The following is an 18,302-nucleotide window of genomic DNA, read 5'->3' as shown; positions in this document are numbered from 1 at the left end:
GAATTAGTGAATGAGTGAATGTTAGACCCACTCGGCTGCCTTTTTCTGGCCTCGCATTGAGTCGAATTCTACTGTTGGATCTTTTTCGGGTGTGTTTACAAAGTGGGTGAACCGCTTTCTGAGCTCTGGATTTTGTACTACCTCTTTCCACTCGCATTGATACACGTCGATGAGCTGCTGGATGTCGTTTTCCAGTTCAGCGGCGATGCCGAGGGAATCTTCGACGACTACGGCTTTGAGATAGTTGATGCCGCCTTCCATTTTGTTGAGCCAGGTGGCGGTGCGGGTGAGCGGGTCGGCGGTTTTAATGTAGAACATTAAAAAGCGGTCGATCAGGCGGATGCAGGTTTCTTTGTCCACGTCGGTGGCGAGGAGTTGTGCATGCTGGGGTTTGGAGCCACCATTTCCGCAGACGTATAAATTCCAGCCTTTTTCGGTCGCGATAATGCCAAAATCCTTGCTTTGCGCCTCCGCACATTCGCGGATGCAGCCCGAAACCGCCGATTTCAACTTGTGCGGCGAGCGCAAACCTTTGTACCGGTCCTCCACTTCGATGGCAAAACTCACAGAATCCTGCACACCAAACCGGCACCACGTGGAGCCTACGCAGCTTTTTACAGTCCTCAGCGATTTTCCGTAGGCATGCCCGCTCTCAAAACCTGCGTCAATCAATTCTTCCCAAATGTTTGGCAAATCGCCCAAATGCGCACCGAACATATCAATCCGCTGGCCGCCGGTAATTTTGGTATAAAGGCCATATTTCTGAGCCACTTCCCCGATCACGATGAGTTTTTCAGGCGTGATTTCGCCTCCGGGAATTCTCGGCACCACCGAGTAGGTACCCCCTTTTTGAATGTTGGCCAGGTAGCGATCATTGGAATCCTGGATCGGTGCGCGGTCTTTTTGCAGGATATTTTCATTCCATAAACTGGCTAGCAGCGAGGCGACCAGCGGTTTGCAAACTTCACAGCCATCGCCTTTTCCAAATTCATCGAGCACGGCGCCGTACGTTTTCAGCCCGTTCATTTTCACGAGATCGAGCAGCTCCTGGCGGCTGTAATTGAAATGTTCACACACCACATTCCGCAAGTAAACGCCTTTTTGATTCATTACCCCGGCGATAATGTCCTTCACAAGCGGCACGCAGCCACCGCAGCCCGTCCCGGCTTTGCAGCTTTTTTTCAGCGCATCAACGGTATGATGCCCAAATTCACCGATTTCGTGACACAACATTCCTTTGGTTACCGCCTCGCAGGAACAGATCAATGCATCGTCCGGGAAGCTCATCACGCCCGCGCCCGCTTCCTCGCCGCCGCGCGATCCCAGGATCAGATCTTCCGGGTCGGGCGGTAAAATGGTCTTGTTTTTGAATGTCTGCAAAAGCATATTATACTGGCTGGCGTCGCCGACGAGAATTCCGCCGAGCAGCGTTTTACCGTCCTCGCTCACATTCACTCTTTTGTAAATTCCTTTGGCTTTATTTTCATAACGAATTGTCTTACAGGTTGGCTCCTCAATAAATGCGTCCCCGAAACTCGCCACGTCGGTACCGATCAATTTCAGTTTGGTCGACATATCAAAAGGCAAAAATTCCTTTTCACCCCCAGTCAGTTTCGCCACAACCACTTCCGCCATTTCATATCCCGGCGCGATCAAACCATAGATCATGTGATGCGCCAGTGCACATTCACCGATGGCAAAAATGTTGGGATCGGAAGTTTGTAAATGGTTATTAACTACTATGCCGCCCCTGGGATGCGTTTCAAGACCGGCGATCTTGGCCAGCTCGTCACGTGGGCGGATACCTGCGGAAATCACCAGCATATCCACTTCCAGCAGGCTGCCATCGGCAAACAACATGCCTTCAATGCAATCGCCTCCTGTAATTTCCTGCGTGCTTTTGGCAAGATGCACCTGTAAGCCAAGCGATTCCAGCTGATTTTGTAGTGTGCGGGAACCGGCCTCGTCGATCTGCCGCGGCATTAGCCTGGGCGCAAATTCCACCACATGCGCTTCCTGCAAACCAAGGTCCAGCAATGCTTTGGCAGCTTCCAGCCCCAATAAACCACCGCCCAGCACAGCGCCTTTTTTCGATTTTGCTGCGTGAGACTGTATCAATTCCAGGTCTTCAATCGTCCGGTACACAAATACTCCCTCTTTCTCCACGCCCGGAATCGATGGGACAAATGCGCCGGAGCCAGTTGCCAAAATGAGATAGTCATAATAAACTACATGCCCATGATGCGACCGGACGCATTTTTGTTCGCGGTCAATGTCCACCACCGGATCTGACAGGAGCAGGAGGATATTGTTTTCGGCGTACCAGTCCCTGCAGGCCAGCGACAGATCGTCTGCACTTTTTCCGGCAAAAAATTCACTCAAATGTACCCTATCGTAAGCCTCGCGCGGCTCTTCGCCAAAAACAGTCACCTCGAAGTGCTGCTCGGTTTTCTTTCGTGCCAGCAGCTTTTCGCAGAATTTATATCCTACCATTCCGTTGCCGGCAACTACAATTCTGATGTTCCTAATGGAGTTCATAGTATTTTTTAACTATTAAATTATAAATACAACAAAATATTATATAAATATTCGAATAAAATCAGCTTTTGGGAGCATTGCCAACTTTCAAATGTAAATGGCGATTAGTTATTTTCCTAATGTATTATTTGTCGATATAGTTAATTTTAAATATAAATTTTGGTTAAATCATTGTTTTGTAAAATTTAGCCTCTAATTTTGATGCCATAGTTAATATAGTTACTACATACTATACATCATAGGATCCTATCATTTAATCACTCCATTATATGAATACGCCAAAATTGACACTCGTAGGGGCCGGACCTGGCAATGCGGAATTAATCACCGTGAAAGGATTGAAGGCATTGCAGCATGCAGATGTCATTTTGTACGACGAACTGGCCAATACGGAACTGCTGGATTTCGCGCCTGCCGATGCATTGAAAATGTATGTTGGAAAGAAGGCAGGCAACCCTTCTTTTTCACAGAATGAGATTAACGGGTTAATTGTCAGGCTTGCACGTAAGCGTGGACACGTCGTGAGACTGAAAGGCGGCGATTCATTTGTATTTGGCAGAGGCTATGAGGAACTGGAATATGCGCGGGAACATGCTTTGGAGGTGGAAGTTGTGCCCGGCGTTTCGAGCTGCATCGCGGTGCCAGCTTCGCTGGAAATTCCGGTTACGAGCCGCGGGTATAGTGAAAGTTTCTGGGTGATCACTGGCACAACGCGGAATGAGGAGCTTTCGGAGGATATGCAACTTGCGGCGCAGTCGAAAGCGACGGTGGTGGTTTTGATGGGGATGAACCGGTTGAGGGAAATTTGTGATCTGTATAAGAAATTTGGCCGGGCGCATTTGCCGATGGCCATCATTCAAAATGGCACCCGCGAAGACGAAAAAAGTTTGATCGGGCAGGTTTGGGAAATGCCACGACTGGCAGAAGAAAATGGCATCGGGACACCTGCGATCATGGTGATCGGCGAGGTGGTTTCGCTGCATCCATCCTACACCAGGGAGTACCTGCAAAGCATGCAACTGATCTGATTACCAACTTATAACTCCTGTTACGATGAACAAAAACTTTTACCTGCTCTGGGCGGGTATCATCGGCATCGCCATGCTTTGCCCCGGTGAAATCTTCGCCCAATTGAATGTTTCGGGCCAGCTCCGTACGCGCACCGAGCTACTGCAAGGCCAGGGCTCGCCGCTCGCGAAAGGTGAAAAACCGGCCTTTTTTACATCACAAAGAACCCGGCTCAATGCGGGTTACAAAGGTTACCGCTACCAATTTTTTGTCGCCGTGCAGGATGTCCGGGTGTGGGGACAGGATGCTTCCACCAATAACCGCATCACCAATTCCGCATTGAACGGCCTGATGCTGCACGAAGCCTGGGGTGAAATCAGCCTGCTGGATACGTCAAAAACGAAGCTCGGCAAAGAATTCGCCATCAAAATCGGCCGCCAGGAACTGTTGTATGACGACAGCCGTCTCCTCGGAAACCTTGACTGGCTGCAACAGGCACGGCGTCACGATGCGGCGGTTTTGAAACTCGGCGCCAACAATTTTACAGCCCATATCGGCGCAGCGTATAACCAGAACCGTGAACTAAAAACGGGCACACTGTACGAAGGAATTCCCAACGGATATCCAGCTGGCACGAACGGAATTGGGACGATGTACAAGTCCATGCAGTTTGTTTATCTGGGCAAAAAACTGAATGTTGGAAACATTTCTTTTCTCGCATTAAAGGATGATTTTCAGAAATATACATTGAATGAAAAAAGTGAAAGGGTCTTGCAAAAAGGCACCTGGAACCGGGTAACATTTGGGCCGTATCTGCAAATTAAACCGCATAAATCTTGGAACCTGACGGCCAGCGCATATTTGCAAACCGGTAAAGACCGGGACGGTAAGTCGCTGAATGCCAATATGTATTCCGTCCGTGGGCTCTACACGATCAACCGAATTCTGAGCGTCGGCCCCGGCTTTGACCATACCTCAGGTACCGGCGCGCATGCTGCCAAAAACAGAACATTCGACCCGCTTTACGGCACGCCGCACAAGTTTTGGGGACAGATGGACTACTTCTATGCGGCCAATGGTTTCGGCAGGGGCGGACTCTCGGATTTGTACGTCAACAGCATTCTCAAAACCTCCGAAAAATTTTCTTTATCCGCTGACTATCATCACTTTTCAAGCGCGGCAACGATTTACAATGCCAATGATCAAAAGCTGTCTTCAAGCCTGGGCAGCGAGCTGGATTTTATCGCAAACTATAATCTGACAAAGGCGATCAGCTTTCAGGGCGGCTACTGCACCTACTTCACCACAGCCACATTAGGGCAGGTTAAGAATGTCGCCAATCCTTCCAAAATGGCCAACTGGGCCTATCTGATGATTAATATCAAACCAGAGTTCACCAAATAGTCAACTTCACTCTTTCAACTTCTATTACGATGGAAAGCACAAACAAGCCGCTGGAAAAACTCAACATTCTCAGCTTCAAAGGCATCCAGATGCGCACATTTCATTTGACCTGGATGGCATTTTTTCTCTGCTTTTTCGGCTGGTTTGGACTCGCGCCACTGATGTCGGTGATCAAAACCGACCTCGGCCTGACGAAAAGCCAGATCGGCAACATTATCATCGCCTCCGTAGCGGCGACGGTCGTGGCGCGCATTGCAATCGGAAAATTATGCGATACCTGGGGACCGCGGAAAACATATTCGGCTTTGATGGGAATTTGCGCTTTTCCGGTGATGATGGTCGGGCTGGTGCACAGCTATGAGGGCTTTTTGCTTTTCCGCCTCGCGATCGGCGTCATCGGCGCATCATTTGTTGTCACACAATACCACACTTCCGTGATGTTCGATAAAAAGATTGTTGGCACCGCCAATGCAGTCGCTGGCGGCTGGGGTAACCTGGGCGGCGGAGTGACGAATATGGTCATGCCGCTCATTTTCGCGGGTTTCGTAGGTGCAGGCTACCTGCCGGAATCGGCCTGGCGGATGGCGATGGTCATTCCCGGAGCGGTTTTGCTGGTTTTTGCATTCGTGTATTACTTTTTTACAAAAGATACTCCGCAAGGAAATTTCGAAGAGCTGCAAATTGCTAATCCTAAGTCAGTTAAAACAAAAGGAACACTCGCTGCTGCAATGAAGGACAAACGTACCTGGGCACTTTTTTTAGCTTACGGGGCATGCTTCGGAATTGAAATCACCTTTGACAATGTAGCCGCACTTTACTTCTTCGACAACTTCCAGACTTCGCTCGCAACCGCAGGTATCCTTGCCGGAACATTCGGTTTCATGAACATTTTCGCCCGGGCAGTCGGCGGGATTGTGGCAGATAAAGTAGGAAAAACCTTCGGCCTGGCTGGAAAAGGCAGATTATTAGCCGGCCTGCTGGCAATGGAAGGAATCGGCATCGCACTTTTCGCCCAAAGCGGCAGCATTACCATCGCGGTACTCACAATGTTAGGCTTTGCGATGTTTTTGAAAATGGCCAATGGTGCCACTTATGCGATTGTACCTTTTATCAATCCAAAGGCATTAGGCTCTGTGAGCGGCATTGTGGGTGCGGGTGGGAATGTGGGCGCAGTGCTTGCGGGTTTCCTGTTTAAATCCGAGAACATTACTTACTCACAGGCATTTATGTACATCGGCGTCGCGATTGCCTGTGTGGCTGCTGTGGTGGCTTTGATTGATTTTGACAAGTCGGCGCGGGTTGTTACCGGGGCGGAAAAGCTGGAAGTTGCGGAGGCTTGATTAATCCATGTCACGCTGAGTTCGTTATGTTATATCATGCTTCTTTCCTCATGTCATGCTGAGCGGAGTCGAAGCACGCTACTGGCTTGGCAGAACGCCTTTTTGCACTCTGCTCACCAGTAAAGTGCTTCGACTCCGCTCAGCATGACATGGAATAATAACAAACAACACCGAACCCCTCCAAACCACATCCCAACTAAAAACCACCCACCCCATGAAAACCCAAACCAACACCTTCCAATCAACCTGCTGTTACTGCGGCGTCGGCTGCGGGGTGGTGGTTACTAAAGAGGCGAACGGGCAACTCAGCCTGGAAGGCGATAAGACGCATCCTTCAAATAACGGAATGCTTTGCTCGAAGGGTATGAACCTACATTACACGGTGATGGACCAGTCGGACAGGCTGCTATATCCGCAAATGCGGCTGAATAAATCGATGTCTTTGCAGCGGGTAAGCTGGGATGAGGCGCTGGACAGAACTGCGGCGGTTTTTAAGACTTTTATCAAGAAATATGGGCCTGATTCGGTTGCTTTTTATGTTTCAGGGCAATGTTTGACGGAGGAGTATTACCTCGTGAACAAGCTGATTAAAGGCTTTATCGGATCAAATAATATCGATACCAACTCGCGGCTGTGCATGAGCTCCGCCGTGGTCGGTTACAAAATGTCGCTGGGTGAGGATAGCGTGCCGGTGACTTATGACGACATCGAAGCGGCCGATGTCTTGTTTGTAACTGGCGCGAATCCCGCCTGGTGCCACCCGATTATCTGGCGACGCGTCGAGGCACACAAGGCTGATAATCAACATGTTAAGATCATTTGCGTTGATCCGCGCGTCACGGATACGGCCCGCTCTTCGGACTTGCATTTGCAAATTAATCCCGGCACTGACATTGTGCTGAACCACGCGATCGGCAGGTTGCTGATTGAAAATGGCAACATTGACATTGATTTTGTTACCGATCATACCGATGGTTTTGAGACCTATCGACAAAAAGTAATGCAGCGATCGGTGCACGAGGCGGCGGAGATTTGTGGGATTGACCCGCATGACATTGAGATTGCTGCGCGGCTGATCGGTGAGGCGAAAGGTTTCCTTTCTTTCTGGACGATGGGTTTGAATCAGTCGGTCATCGGGGTGAATAAAAATCTTTCGCTCATTAACCTGCATTTGATAACCGGCAAAATCGGGAGGGCAGGAAATGGGCCGTTTTCTTTGACGGGCCAGCCGAATGCGATGGGCGGACGCGAAACGGGCGGATTAGCGAACATGCTGCCGGGCCACCGCGAAGTTGTGAATGCCAAACATCGCGAAGAGCTGGAAACATTCTGGCAGACTCCCGTCAACATTGAGCCGAAACCGGGATTGACCGCGACGGAAATGTTCGAGGCGCTGGCCGACGACAAGCTGAAAGCGATCTGGATCATTAATACCAATCCAATGGTAAGCATGCCGGATGTGAATGCTGCCGAAAATGCTTTGAAAAAAGCCCGGTTCGTTGTCGTACAAGATGTATCCAGTCGGGCGGATACGGTTCAAATGGCGGATGTAGTCCTCCCAGCCGCCGCCTGGCTCGAAAAAGATGGCACGATGACGAATGCCGAAAGGCGTATCACCTATCTCCCCAAAGCATTGGACGCGCCGGGAGAAGCATTGCCCGATTCTGAAATCATCTGGCGATTCGCTGCCAAAATGGGTTTTGGCGAAGCATTCAACTACAAAAACACTTCCGAAATTTATGATGAATATGTCAAGATCACGGCGGGTACCAGCATTGATATTACAGCCGTCAATCATGAACTTTTAAGGAAAAACAGAAGCATCCAGTGGCCTGCGCCGGCGTCGGACAATGCTTTTGAAAACATTACATCAACCAAAAGACTTTTTGAAGACCATCAATTTTATACCCCCAATAAAAAAGCGCAAATCCACGCCGTAGATGATGAAAATGCCTCAGAACCGACTGATCCAGAGTTTCCACTGGTGTTGACAACCGGCCGGATCCGCGACCAGTGGCATACGATGACCAAAACCGGGCGCGTGGCAAAATTGAACAAACATATCCCCCAGCCTTTCCTGCAAATCCACCCGGACGATGCGAAGAAGCGGAATTTGAATGACGGACAACTTGCGGTAGTGGCCGGGCGGCGGGGCGAGGTGCGGGTGAAAGTCCAGCTGAGTACGGATGTGCGGCCCGGGCTTTGTTTCTTGCCGATGCACTGGGGCAAAATGCTGGGCAGCAATCTCAACCGCGCCAATAATCTCACCAGCACATTGGTTGACCCGAAATCGAAAGAGCCGGATTTTAAATTTTCGGCGGTGCAGGTCTCGGCTTATGTCAAACCGCTTGAAAAAATCATCATTATCGGCGCGGGTTCTGCCGGTTTAGGATTTATCAATCAATATCGCAGCCTTAACCAGAGGGACGAAATCCACGTTTTTTCCAAAGAAATTGATCCATTTTACAACCGCGTGATGCTGCCGGACTATATCAGCGGCGCACAAAAATGGGAACAGCTGGTGAAGTTGCGCGAAGATCAGTTTGCAGAAAATAACATTACGGTTCACGCCGGCATCGGGATCGCTAACATTGACCGGAAAAATAAAATTGTGGTGGACGATCTGGGGCGCCAGCATCATTACGACAAGCTGATCCTCGGCATGGGCAGTCGGGCTTTTATGCCAAAAGGCGTCCCGAACCTGGCCGGCATTTTCAACATGCGTTCCCGGCCGGATGCCGACTCGCTCCTACCCTTTTTGCGGCAGCCTGGCGCGCATGCGGTGATCGTCGGCGGCGGGATTCTGGGTCTTGAACTTGCCGCTTCCTTCCGGGAAATGAATGTGCAAGTGAGTGTCATTCAGCGGAGTGGACGACTGATGGAGCGACAACTGGATCCGCTGGCAAGCGAACTGCTGTACCAGGAACTCGCCGACCGGAACATTAACATTTACTTCAATGATGAAATCGCCACTTTCGATGGCTCCGAAAAAGTGCTGGGTATCCGCCTGAAATCGGGACGGAGACTGACTTGTCAAGCAGTGATTATTACCGCCGGAACTGTGCCCAACATTCAGCTTGCGCAAGCTACCGGACTGGATTGCAAGCGGGGCGTGACGGTTAATGACTATCTGCAAACTTCTGATCCTGAAATCTTTTCGGCGGGAGAAATCGCCGAGTGGAACGGGCAAATGTGGGGCATTACCCTCGCCGCCGAGCAGCAGGCCGAAGTGATCGCGACCTACCTGGCCGGGGACATTTCGATGCCTTACAAAGGAAGTCTCTCCATGAATATCCTGAAAATGGACGGCCTGCATATGTGCAGCATGGGGCTGATAGACGTCCCGGCGAATGATCCGGCGTACGAGCAGATCGTTTTTACGGACAAGGCAAAGCGGTTTTACAAAAAATGCATTATACACCGCGACAAGCTGGTGGGTACGATTCTGATCGGTGATAAAAATGAATTTGCGGAGTTTAAAGTGCTGATTGCAGAAGGTACCGAGCTGTCGGAGAAGCGTTTACAGTTGCTACGATCGAGCCAGAAAGTGGAGCCGATGCTGGGGAAACTGGTATGTTCGTGCAACCAGGTTGGCAGCGGGAACCTGGAAAATGCGATCGAAGCGGGTTGTAAGGATTTTGCGGCGCTCTGCCAGAAAACCGGAGCGGGAACAGGTTGCGGATCGTGCAGGCCGGAAGTAAGGTCGATTTTGGAAAAAATGAAGGAATCTATGATGGTTTGAGGGTTATGAGGGACTATTATCACATCAAAATCAATCTGCCGGGCGGCATTGCGTCGCCGGGATTTTTGAAAAAAATACTCACTGCTGCGTGGGCTGCAAATGTCCGCAAAGTAAAATTCGGCTCGCGGCAGCAAATGCTGATGACGGTGCATTACGAGGACATGCGGTTCCTGGAAAGCGATTTGAAAAAGCTGAATGTGGCGTATGAGACCAATACAAACCGTTTTCCAAACATCATCAGCTCGTATTGTGGCGAGGAAGTTTTCAGGACGGGACATTGGCTGAATGCCGGCGAATATCATTCAATCCTGGATTCCATCGATTTCCAGCCGCGGCTCAAAATCAACATTTCGGACTCGAACCAGAGCTTCACACCCTTTTTCACAGGCAACATCAATTTTGTTAGCTCCAATGATCCGCATTTCTGGTTTCTGTATATCCGGCCGAAGCAGAGCAATGTCGTTTTCAAATGGAAGGATTTGGTATATACCAATGAAATCGGGCGGGTAGCGAAGGTGATCGAGGAGGAAATGCTTGAAAATCAGGATTTAGACGAATCCGAACTTTATAAAATCATCAGAGGAAATCTGCATTATGTATCCCTGCCGGCCAGCTCGGATTTGGAACTACCTTCTTTTTCGCTGCCTTATTATGAAGGTTTTAATCGCTACGAATCGCGGACGTGGCTGGGTTTATATCGCCGCGACGAGGAATTTGCGATTGATTTTTTGCTGGATGTCTGCACCATTTGCCTCAAAACACGTATTGGCGAAATCTGCACGACACCCTGGAAATCGCTGATCATCAAAGGAATTGAGGATCAATATCGCAGCGAGTGGAGCGGGGTTCTGGGCAGACACAACATTAATGTTCGGCACGCGGCAAATGAGCTGGCGTGGCAAACCGAAGATTATCCCGGCGACGGCAACACTTTAAAAAACCGGCTGATCCGGCATTTCGAAAAACATGATACACGCACATTCGGCTTATGTTTTGGCATTCAAACCCGCTGTAAGTCAGAAGTATTCGGCTCGGTCTTAGTCAAAAAAAGGGCATTATTGAAAATCGGCGGGGTCGGGTTTTTGAATGTCTATGACCTTTACCACACTGAAAATTTCAACCCAAACAGCCGAACGCATATTTTGTTCCAAAAAGGTTTATTCGGCATCCACCTCGGCTGGCAGCTCGAAAGACTTTGCAGGAGATTCAACAACCTCCGCGCACTGGAAAATGGGAGAAGCCTTTTAACGGAAAACATTGAAACTCCGACCGCAACGCAAATTGTAAAATTAGTCCACCAATGTCCTGACTGCCTGACCATTTACGATCCGGAATACGGCAATCCAGGACAAGATGTCAGCCCCGGCACCGCCTTCAAAGAACTGCCGGAACATTACTGCTGCGGCACCTGCGACAATGAAAAATCATTGCTGCAACCCGTCGAAATGACGTTGTCCAACTCACTAACATTGCATATATGATTGCAGAAAATCTTAAACTCGAAAACCCGCAAACCGAAAAAGTCGACGTAAAATTTTTTCAATTTGAAAATGACTTTGTGGGGACATTGAAATGTGTTCCGATGATTGTGCGCTACAAACTGGACGCGTGCAGGGTAAAGCTAAAACTTGCCGATTGGGTGAAATTGAGTTATGCGGAGAAGGATGATCTGGCTCAAATGCCCTGTTATCTGGATTTTGAGGTGGAGAATTATGGGCGGTATGTGCGTGAGTTGGTTTGGAAATATACGGGTGTTTATCCTTCGATTTTGCTGGACTTGAATGATATGTGGTCGCAGGCGAATCTCGTTCCTGAGGAAGTAAATGAGAAAGCTGCGGAGTGGGAATGTGCCGAGATTACAATAAGACAATGGGCGGCGTTGGATTTTCTGGAAAGATTTGCGTTGGTGAAATTGAGCCGATCCGGGCATGAAGGGAAGAATTTTCCGGCCGCGGTGCGGGAATTTTTCTAATTCCTGGCACTCCGCTGAGTGAATTTCCTGATATTTAAATATCTAAAAACCTAGTAAAAATGGCCTTGGAGGGGCATACGGGTGAAAGTCCCGAAGCCGGATCATGCTAACATCGTGATGAAGTTCGCAGTGACCCCTCCATTTTTCTTCACTTCAATCCATTTAACATGCGAACTTCGGATGGAACAAATCCCGGCTCAGCGGAGCATTCAGCTGGCAAAACGTTTGATGCACGTCACGTATCAGAAATTTTGGTACAGGTAACGCAGTCACAAGCCGAATTTCTTGACCTCATTCGATCTCATGGTTACAATGAGCTAATCGGATCATTGAAAAAGGTGCACGATCTGGCGCTTTACTTTACCAGCCTTAGTTTTGGTGATACTGAGAAAACGGCGCTTTATGACCTGAAAGTGCTCTGGGAAGGATTGGAGCGGCTAGAAACAGAGTGATCCAAATTATCAGGAGTTGTGGTTTGCAACTCCTGACTTTTAGTCTTTTCTAAATGGACTGCTCCTTTAAATCTTTGTAAGAACATCACTAATAACCCGCCTTTCCCAGTAAATCAATACTCCCCTTCTTCCAACTGAAACAAAACTTCTACACTTGTATCAAACGCCTTTGCCATGCGCAGGGCGAGGATGGTGGACGGGATGAATTTTCCGGTTTCGATTGAATTCAGACTTTGTCTTGAAATGCCAATATGCTTTGCAAGGTCGGCCTGGGTCCAGTTCTTCTTGGCGCGTTCGACCTTAATCGTATTTTTCATATTCCGTATTTCTTTTTTGAAACCAGCCAGCCGATAAAATAGAACAGCCAGCAAAAAATGACCAGCTGCGAATATCCAAACCATTCGGGGTACGAAATGTCGGTCAGGCTTAGCAGAAACAGCGCGATCAGCAGCATGACAGTCAGTGAGAATCCGATGATGACCGCTTCAAACTGTACACGTTGCCGGACTTCGTCCATGTTTGCAACTGCTTTGACATACTTGAAAATGAAAAAGGCGAATGCTATAACCGGCAGGATGGCGATGAGAATCGAAGCGGTTTGTCCCAGCAAATGACGCTTCAAAAGCAATGTGGCCAGTAAATAAGTTGCGGCAAAAATGAGGGAAAATATGATAGAGGCCCGCCCCTCGGTCTTTTTTGATTGTTCCATTTGATTATAGGTTAAAGTCCACACAAAGATAAGCTTGCATATCCTATTGTCAAGTTAAGTTGACAAAAAGTAAAGCTAATTTATTAAGCAGCTTACGTGAAGCACGATCTCTGTGAGCCCCGCTCGCGAACTCGGGGAAATAATGCTTTGAATATATATATGCTTCCAGTAATATTGAAAATCGTCAATCTACGCAAAATTTATGGCTAATTGGGTAAAGAATTTATTGGGAAAACAGGCCGCTGACCAGCAAAATGCAGCGCAGCGAGGCACCGAAAATGTCATGAACTACCGCGTGCTCGGCAAATGCGGTCTGCGGGTTTCGGAGGTTTGTCTGGGCACGATGACATTTGGTACCGACTGGGGCTGGGGTGCGGAAAAGGCGGCTTCCAAACAGATTTTCGACGCTTTCATAAACGCAGGCGGCAACTTTTTTGATACCGCTAACCGATATACAAATGGTACCAGCGAGCAGTGGCTCGGCGAATTTATCAAGGCGGATCGTCACCGGCATGTGGTGGGTACCAAATATTCTTTGAAAGACCGGCCCGGCGACCTGAACTTCTCAGGTAATCATCGTAAAAATATGGTCCGCTCGCTGGAAGACAGCCTTAAAAGAATGGATACGGATTTTGTAGACATTCTCTGGCTGCACAGCTGGGATTTTACGACGGCGCCGGAAGAGGTTTTGAGGGCGATGGACGATCTGGTGCGTAGCGGGAAAGTTTTGCATCTCGGCATTTCCAATGCGCCGGCCTGGGTGATCAGTCAGGCGAATACCCTGGCGGACTGGAAAGGATTGAACAAATTTGTCGCTATCCAAGTGGAATACAGCCTGATAGCCCGCGCGGCGGAGCGGGACCTGATCCCGATGGCGGAAGAGCTGGGCATTTCGGTAACGGCCTGGGGCGGATTGGGAAACGGGGTTTTGACCGGGAAATACCTGGAAGGGCAAACTGGCAGATTGAGAGAAAACAGTCCGCGGTTTTCGGAGCGGAACATTCATATTGCTAGGGAATTAAAAGCAATTTCGGAAGAACTGAATGTTGCTCCGTCACAAATTGCGTTGGCGTGGATGATGCAACGCCGCTCCCCAGTAATTCCGGTTTTGGGGATTAAAAACGAAGCCCAGCTGGCGGATAACCTGGGAAGCCTGCGGATTGCATTAAGCGAAGAAACGGTAAAAAGGCTGGACGACATTTCGGCCATCGAGCTGGGTTATCCGCATGACCTTCTGGGTTCAACTGGCTCTCAAACTGACCTTTACGGGGGTCTTTATGGCCACTTACACTTCTGACAAACCGCTTTATTTAGAAAAATTCCAACAAAATGATTTATATCAGTTTGTGAAAATTCTAATTGAAAGACAATTACAGTACCTTTGACCATCTATTTTAATAGCCTTTTAAAACAAAATTGGGAAAATACACATGGATAACGTTAGCTTGACAAACGAGGCGCCTGTCACCGGTGCGGACATCAAATCACAATATTTTAAGGACGGCTACATTGTAGTGCGTAACTTTTTCACTCCGGAAGAAATCAAAGCCATTTTCGACGAAGCGCGCGGCGTCTTCGCATATCAGATCGAACGCACACTGGGCAGAAAAATCGATGTTGACAATCAGGACGAGTTTGAAGCTGGCATGTACGAGTTCTTTCAAAAGGATTTCGATGCATTTGTCAATACCGGCAAGCAGGTTCAGCATTTGGTATCCCTGCACAGACTGGGCACCGACGACCGGATCACAAAAGTTTTGCAAAGCATTGGTTTAGAATATCCTATCATCGCGGTACGTCCTGCAATGATGTTCAACAGTCGCAACCTGGCCAAAAAACAGGATTACTGGAAACTGGGCGCACACCAGGACTGGCGCGGCGGACAAGGTTCGCTGGACAGCATTGTGATGTGGTTCCCACTAGTGGATTGCGATACGGCTTTGGGCGGATTGCAGGTTTTGCCAGGCAGCCACAAAAGAGGTTTGTTTGAAGGCAGCGACGTGGATTATATAAGCAGCATTCAGGAAGAACTGCCTGAGGATGAATTCGTTCAGCTGGAATTGAAAGCGGGAGATATCCTGATTTTCTCCACATTTACCGTGCACCGTTCAGGAACCAATGTAACGCCGCACATCCGCTGGACTTCACAATTCCGTTTCAACAACTTGGTAGAGAAAACATTCGTGGACCGCGGATTTCCCCTACCCTATATTTATAAACCTACCCCTGAATTGTTGTTCCCGGGATTCCCGAAACAAGAGGAAGTGGAAGCGGTTTTTAAATAAAATAAATTATGATCCGAGTGAGTGTTTGCGTGATTACCTACAATCACGAAAAGTTCGTAGCGAAAATGCTGGATTCCCTGCTCATGCAAGAAACCACATTTGATTATGAGATTGTTGTAGGTGACGACTGCTCCAAAGACAATACCGCGGCCATTCTCAAAGATTACGAGCAGCGCTATCCCGGTAAAGTCCGGTTACTTTTACAAACCAAAAACCTGGGTCTGAATGGCAAATTTAATGCCCTTCAGACCTTTGCTATTGCTAAGGGTGAGTACATCGCACAGTTTGACGGCGATGATTATCTGACTTCCCCGCACAAACTGCAAAAACAGGTTGAAATGCTGGATGCGAACCCGCATTATTCGGCCAGCTTCCATAATGCGATGGTGATTTACGACGATAATTCTGCACCGCCGCATTTAGTGAATACATTAAAAAAGACAGAATACACGGTAGATGACCTGATCGGCGAAGACGAGCTGACCTTTATCGCAACTTCCAGCTTAATGTTCCGCCGCGAGGAATTTGCAAAGAATCCCGATCCTGAGTGGACTAACCTTTCTACCAGCGGCGATATTCCGCGTAACATTATGTTCGCCAGCCGCGGGCCGATCGGTTATATTGACGAGGTGATGTCGGTTTACCGGAAAAACCGGGGCGGTGCTAGTTTTGCCGACAATCATTACAGTTCCGATTTCTTATTCAACCGGATCCAGCTGTATTCCAACATTAACCGGCATTTCGATTACAAATACGATGCGGTGCTGCGGAAGAACATTGCTACTTACTATTACAAATTGCTTTTTGCGAAACAGTACGAGGGGGATTATTTCTCGAAGCTGAAATATGCTTTGAAATACCTCAACCTGGCCAAGCCGCAGGGAGAAAGGAAAAAAGAGGTAATACGGGATTTCGTACTACCCCCATTTCTTCAGAAGGTTTACAGTTTCATCGCGATCGGCACTTACAAGCTGCGCTCGAAAGTTTAATTTAAACATTGCCTCAGGGGCGGATAAGCTTCATTCCCAGCGAGATACCTACGCGGTACGGCTGATAAAGGAATGGGTTATTCGCTCCTGACATTTTCAGCGGGCTGAATTCTGCATAAGGCCCGACATGGATCAATACATTCCGGTTTACAGCAAATTGCCTGCCGATTGAAGCATTAATCCAGCCGATGTGGCTTTTAGATTGGATTGCACGTGAATATTCCAGCCCGGCGGATGCATAATATTTCCGGAAAGGCGAATTTCCCCAGAGTACCTGCTTGCTCAGACCAATTCCCAGCAAATCCATTTTATTGTTTTCCGTCACCACAGTTCCAGGGCGTACAATGGTGTAGCTCTGGCCTTCATTCTGTACAATGTATTCATTCCCAGCAATTTCGTAGGAAAACTTTAGCCTGAATGTGCTGTAATGCAGTAAAGCCTGGAAACCTTTCTTTTCCAGCCCGACACTAAATTTGTAGCCCACACTTTCCAGTGAAAAGACCGACGGGAATTTGAAATTCTGGAAATCCTGCCCCGACGATTTTGGAACAGTCAGGATCTGATACGATTTCAAAACGGCCGCATTTACCAGCCAACTTACTTTCGACGGATTTTTCTGTTTATAATAAGGTGAATCCTTCTCCGGGACCGCAACGCCCGGCAGATTCATTGCCGTAGACTTCATTTGCTCGGATTCCAGCTTGGAAACTTGTATCGCTAATGTTGTTGCTGGCGCTGGTTGCCTGATTTCTTCTGCATTGTTTTCAGCAATTAAAATTTGCGGAGAGAGGTTATGGTCAGCTTCCTGGAAAAGGTTTTCCTTCCTATTGCTTCTCAAAACCTGCGCCGGAAGGTTTGACTCAATAGCCTGCGCCAGAAGCTTTGATTGCACATCCTGGTGCTTGTTTCGATTTTTGAAAGTCTGCCGCGGGATATTCAGATCTGCGTCGCGGCGTGAAATTTCTGGTTTAGTTTTCTCTTCATTTTTAAGTGTTACGACTTCCGGTGCCACTCTCGCTTTCAACTCAGATTTAGTGAGGCTTATATGATCCTTACGTCCAGCAACTTGCGGTCCAGCATTTTCACCCAGATATTGATTAAAAAACAAACCCGTCCCAACTAACCCTATCAGCAAAAGACTCAAAAACAAAAACTTATAATTCCGTGGCTGCTTGATGTGCGCACGGATAATGTTGAAGGAAGCCGGATTGGGCGTTTCTTCAAAATCGTCAAATTTGCGTTTCAGGGCGGCCCGCAATGCCTCATTGAGCTTTTCCTCAGATTTCATGATGCACGATCCCTTTTAATTCCAACTTTTTTAAAAGCATATTCCTTCCTCTCATAAATTGAGACCTGACGGTCGCGTCCGATAAAGACATCATTTCGCCGATCTCCACGTGGGTATATCCATCAATTAAATGCATGTTGATCACCGTCCTGTACTTGTCAGGCAGCTCGTTGATCAGTCCGAGCAAATCTTCCACATTCAGCTGGTCCATCAGTTTCTCATAATCGCCCGAATCCAGCTGCATTTCCGTATTATCCAGCGAAGAATGCAAGGTTTCGCTTTTTGTAGTGCGATGGTAATAATTAATCGCCGTCCGGATCACGATCGTTTTCACCCAGCTATCGGCCGCTTCCGGCTCTTTGAGGTCGTCGATATGATTGAAAATCCTGATAAATGCTTCCTGGAAAATGTCGTCTGCCTCCGCTCTGGTTTTAGCGTACCGGAGGCAAATTCCCGTCATTTTGTTTTTATACCGGTCATAAAATACAGTCTGCGCAGCCTGGTCGCGCTTTTGACAAGCGCCCACAAGTTGGGTCAGTGATTTGTATTTGTTAGAGGTAAAAAACTTCATTCTA

Annotated in this window: 15 protein-coding genes; 10 read left to right on the top strand and 5 right to left on the bottom strand. The window is 48.3% G+C overall.

The window, feature by feature from the left end; translation table 11 throughout:
• Window positions 1–21: 21 nt before the first annotated feature.
• Window positions 22–2,538, bottom strand: a complete 2,517-nt coding sequence (nirB, locus tag FEN17_RS03605; protein WP_138363926.1) for a nitrite reductase large subunit NirB — start codon at window positions 2,536–2,538, stop codon at window positions 22–24.
• A gap of 269 nt (window positions 2,539–2,807) precedes the next feature.
• Between nirB and cobA the strand changes: the two genes are divergently transcribed.
• The 7 genes from cobA (at window position 2,808) to FEN17_RS03570 (ending at window position 12,456) form a co-directional block, all read left to right on the top strand.
• Entirely contained in the window at window positions 2,808–3,566 is a 759-nt protein-coding gene (gene cobA, locus FEN17_RS03600; RefSeq protein ID WP_138363925.1) for a uroporphyrinogen-III C-methyltransferase, read from the top strand.
• 25 nt (window positions 3,567–3,591) lie between these two features.
• Window positions 3,592–4,950 carry an alginate export family protein gene (locus FEN17_RS03595; RefSeq protein WP_138363924.1) on the top strand — a complete coding sequence of 453 codons (1,359 nt, stop codon included), beginning with the start codon at window positions 3,592–3,594 and terminating at the stop codon, window positions 4,948–4,950.
• Window positions 4,951–4,979: 29 nt separating this feature from the next.
• Window positions 4,980–6,290, top strand: a complete 1,311-nt coding sequence (locus FEN17_RS03590; protein ID WP_138363923.1) for a NarK family nitrate/nitrite MFS transporter — start codon at window positions 4,980–4,982, stop codon at window positions 6,288–6,290.
• Window positions 6,291–6,504: 214 nt separating this feature from the next.
• A complete protein-coding gene (locus FEN17_RS03585; RefSeq protein WP_138363922.1) occupies window positions 6,505–10,032 on the top strand; it encodes a nitrate reductase in 3,528 nt (1,175 codons plus the stop codon).
• Between the two features lie 5 nt (window positions 10,033–10,037).
• Window positions 10,038–11,513: a rubredoxin gene (locus tag FEN17_RS03580; RefSeq protein ID WP_138363921.1), complete on the top strand. Its 1,476-nt coding sequence runs from the start codon at window positions 10,038–10,040 to the stop codon at window positions 11,511–11,513.
• Window positions 11,510–12,004: a nitrate reductase associated protein gene (locus FEN17_RS03575; RefSeq protein WP_138363920.1), complete on the top strand. Its 495-nt coding sequence runs from the start codon at window positions 11,510–11,512 to the stop codon at window positions 12,002–12,004. The genes FEN17_RS03580 and FEN17_RS03575 overlap by 4 nt, the downstream gene beginning before the upstream one ends.
• A 167-nt stretch (window positions 12,005–12,171) precedes the next feature.
• Window positions 12,172–12,456: a hypothetical protein gene (locus tag FEN17_RS03570; protein ID WP_138363919.1), complete on the top strand. Its 285-nt coding sequence runs from the start codon at window positions 12,172–12,174 to the stop codon at window positions 12,454–12,456.
• A 113-nt stretch (window positions 12,457–12,569) separates the two neighbouring features.
• Here FEN17_RS03570 and FEN17_RS03565 read toward each other — a convergent pair whose 3' ends face one another.
• Together FEN17_RS03565 and FEN17_RS03560 are read right to left on the bottom strand one after the other, a co-directional pair.
• On the bottom strand, window positions 12,570–12,773 hold the full coding sequence (locus FEN17_RS03565; RefSeq protein WP_138363918.1) for a helix-turn-helix transcriptional regulator: 204 nt from the start codon (window positions 12,771–12,773) through the stop codon (window positions 12,570–12,572).
• The gene (locus FEN17_RS03560) at window positions 12,770–13,165 is read right to left on the bottom strand and encodes a hypothetical protein (RefSeq protein ID WP_138363917.1); all 396 of its coding nucleotides are present in this window, start codon (window positions 13,163–13,165) and stop codon (window positions 12,770–12,772) included. Before FEN17_RS03560 ends, FEN17_RS03565 begins: the two co-directional genes overlap by 4 nt.
• Before the next feature lie 202 nt (window positions 13,166–13,367).
• Between FEN17_RS03560 and FEN17_RS03555 the strand changes: the two genes are divergently transcribed.
• From FEN17_RS03555 to FEN17_RS03545, 3 genes are all read left to right on the top strand, one after another.
• A complete protein-coding gene (locus FEN17_RS03555) occupies window positions 13,368–14,462 on the top strand; it encodes an aldo/keto reductase (protein ID WP_229208676.1) in 1,095 nt (364 codons plus the stop codon).
• Between the two features lie 133 nt (window positions 14,463–14,595).
• The gene (locus FEN17_RS03550) at window positions 14,596–15,450 is read left to right on the top strand and encodes a phytanoyl-CoA dioxygenase family protein (protein WP_138363916.1); all 855 of its coding nucleotides are present in this window, start codon (window positions 14,596–14,598) and stop codon (window positions 15,448–15,450) included.
• 8 nt (window positions 15,451–15,458) lie between these two features.
• A complete protein-coding gene (locus FEN17_RS03545) occupies window positions 15,459–16,439 on the top strand; it encodes a glycosyltransferase family 2 protein (protein ID WP_138363915.1) in 981 nt (326 codons plus the stop codon).
• Window positions 16,440–16,452: 13 nt separating this feature from the next.
• Here FEN17_RS03545 and FEN17_RS03540 read toward each other — a convergent pair whose 3' ends face one another.
• The gene (locus FEN17_RS03540; protein ID WP_138363914.1) at window positions 16,453–17,727 is read right to left on the bottom strand and encodes a hypothetical protein; all 1,275 of its coding nucleotides are present in this window, start codon (window positions 17,725–17,727) and stop codon (window positions 16,453–16,455) included.
• Window positions 17,717–18,298: an RNA polymerase sigma factor gene (locus FEN17_RS03535; RefSeq protein ID WP_138363913.1), complete on the bottom strand. Its 582-nt coding sequence runs from the start codon at window positions 18,296–18,298 to the stop codon at window positions 17,717–17,719. The genes FEN17_RS03540 and FEN17_RS03535 overlap by 11 nt, the downstream gene beginning before the upstream one ends.
• Between the last annotated feature and the right edge of the window lie 4 nt (window positions 18,299–18,302).

The sequence above is a fragment of the Dyadobacter luticola genome, assembly GCF_005860805.1.
In the GTDB taxonomy this organism is placed as follows: Bacteria; Bacteroidota; Bacteroidia; order Cytophagales; family Spirosomataceae; genus Dyadobacter; species Dyadobacter luticola.
This window is presented reverse-complemented; position numbering and strand designations above follow the sequence as displayed.